Source organism: Catonella sp. (assembly GCF_052169795.1).
Taxonomy (GTDB): domain Bacteria; phylum Bacillota; class Clostridia; order Lachnospirales; family Lachnospiraceae; genus Catonella.
The window spans coordinates 1-2,824 of sequence record NZ_JBQNBU010000166.1 but is presented as its reverse complement, the minus strand read 5'-3'; the positions used below and the strand labels follow the sequence as shown (position 1 = coordinate 2,824).

Below are 2,824 nucleotides of genomic sequence, written 5' to 3'. Positions count from 1 at the left end.
AATTTAAGTGCCAAGCCTAAGAATGATTATTCGAAGAGAAGAGATGAGGTTGGTGATATTTATAGGGCAACTCAGGATTTAAAAATTAAATTTGTAGAGATAGTGGATAAAATGAAATCTTCTTCTCAGGAATTGAATGTATCTTGTCAGAGTTTCTTTGACAAATCAGAGAAGGTAAGCCGTTCTAGTGATGAAATAGCAAAGACATTGGAAGAAATAGCACATGGAGTGACTTCTCAGGCAGAAGATACTCAGGTTGGTGTTATTCAAGTACAAAATTTAAGCAATTTGATTGAACAAAATGATTCTAATCTTAAGATACTGGGTGAAGCGGCAGGAAATGCTGAGGTACTGAAAAATGAAGGAATTGTCACTATGAAGGAATTGCTGAAGTCTACAGAAAGTAACAAGGCAATATCGAATGACATTAAGGAAGCCATAGACAATACTCAGAGTAGTGTAGATGAAATAAAGATTGCCGGAGAAATGATTCGCTCTATAGCAGAACAGACCAATCTCCTTGCCCTTAATGCCGCAATTGAGGCAGCAAGAGCAGGTGAGGCAGGTAAGGGATTTGCAGTAGTTGCAGAAGAAATAAGAAAGCTTGCAGAAAATTCAAGCAAGTTTACGGAAAATATCAATCAATCAGTTAATGAACTTTTAAATAGGACAGCTTATGCCGTAGAAAAAATAAATGATTCTACGGAGATAGTAGATAATCAGTCGCATAATGTTGATGAGGTAAGGGATCGTTTTAGTGGAATTTCAAACGCAATTACTGAACTGAAGGTAGCTATGGATGAAATTATTACTTCTAATAAACAGATTGATGATTCGCAGAAAAAGTTATATACTGTTATGGAAAATGTATCTGCACTTTCAGAAGAAAATTCGGCAGCTACGCAGGAAATATCGGCATCGACACAGGAACAGGCATCAACTTTTGAGGAAGTTAAGGATGAGAGTCAGGTTCTTATGGAACTCTCAAGAGAGCTTGATGAGATTATTAAAAAATTTAAGTTATAAGACTTGCAATTACAATAAAATTCTGTTAAAATCCCATCTTCGACACTAAAAAAAAAGACAAAGTGGCAGTAACCCTTGTATCAACAGGTTTTCTGCCACTTTTTATATCTAAAAAATGTTGTATGGGACTGTTACTTCAAAAAATTAAACCTTAGGTGTGGAAGTTACTTTTGCAATTCACCTTTTAAAGTGTAGAAGATCCGGCATAAAAATAAAACCTATAAAAATTGAGATTTTGGTTTAAAAACACAAGTAAATTGGTTACAAACTACAAAATATGAAAAATTTAATTTTAATATTGTAATATGAATACATTTATGCTACTATACTTACAGATAGACAAGAAGTTGGTACGAAGATGCAAATATATTTGGTTGCATTAAACTAACCGCCTAAAGTTTATTGTATGCTGAGGGTTTATTTATTTAAATCTACTATAAGAGGGGAATGTCTATGAAAACAAAATTTAGAAAAAACAAATTTAGGGTATCTCGATATTTTGTTTCATCTATTATGCTTGCGTTATGTCTTGTAGCAAGTCAAATAGGGGTGTCTTCCGTAGCACAGGCAGATAACGAGAATATTCAGAATAGTCCAATTCAAAGTGATTACGCTCAAGCTAGGATAAGTTTGGATGGAAAACCACCTAAAGATAAACAGTTTGAGTTTAACTTATTAGATTCTTCAGGAAAAGTCCTTGATACGGCTTTTAATGATTCTGATGGAAATGTAAAATTTACTAAAAAAGTTTTAGAGAAAAAGAATGAAAATTACACAATAGAATTATTGAAAAAAGATACAGAGAATATTGAATACAAAGAAACTTCTAAAACATTTGATGTTACTGTTAAAGAAGTAAAAAAACCTGGAGAAGTTGGGCCTTTTGATGATGCGATAGGCTTTGTAGGAAATGGAGTGCCTCGTAGTCCGGAAAACAAAATAAAGGTTGATTATTGGGTTGGTAATGATAATGAGAAGAAAACAACTTTGGCGTATTGTATAAATACAGATATTTACTTAACACCCAACACAAAATTCTCAGCAATAACAGACCCGGATGATGCAGAACTTTCTAAATGGATATTAAAAGAGTTTAAGGATTGTAGGAATAGATGCAGCACCGATAAGAACGAAATTAAAGCAAGCGGTTATACCAAAAGATATGGAGAGTTTGTCAGACATGAACATGAACCTACAACCGGTAGCGTTATTGAAGAGCTTAAAGCTTTGTATGGAGAGAATGCATCTGATGTATTAAAGAAGACGGTTTATTATTTAAATAAAGAGTATGATAATGATCCTGAAAGAACTAACCCGATGAAAACAAGATCATATGTAAATGCCCAAGAGTTGGTTTGGGCATCTTGTGGAGGCTATTTTGGCAACCTTCGTGGTTTTTGGTATAAAGATTATGAGAGAGATAAGAAATATAATCAAAATACGGGTAAAAGGGAATATCAAGAAACTCTAGCTAAGTCGGATGTGAGTTTTCATGTGCAATATTTAAAGAAAAAGTTACCTAAAATTAATGTACCGAAGAATTATCATATAATTATTTTTGTTTCGGAGGGGAATAAGAGTCAACCATTAGTATTTGGATATGAAACAAAATTAGTTCAGGATAAGAAGTTTAAAGAGACTTGGATTACAGTTCCTCAATTTGAGGTTACTACTAAGGAAAAACCATCAAATCCACCAGGGGGGGGCGGAGGAGGAAATCCTCCACCACCGCCAACACCGGGAGAGCCACCGACCCCACCGGTACCGCCAGTGGCACCGCCGCCAACAACCCCACCGG

The 2,824-nt window shown here is 34.8% G+C and carries 2 protein-coding genes; both read left to right on the top strand.

The features are described 5' to 3' along the window. A partial coding sequence (locus tag ACTTKP_RS12065; RefSeq protein WP_442554131.1) for a methyl-accepting chemotaxis protein occupies positions 1–1,026 on the top strand: 1,026 nt, incomplete at its 5' end. A 453-nt stretch (positions 1,027–1,479) separates the two neighbouring features. Further along, positions 1,480–2,824, top strand: a 1,345-nt coding sequence (locus ACTTKP_RS12060) for a hypothetical protein (protein ID WP_442554130.1), incomplete at its 3' end; no start/stop codon positions are given.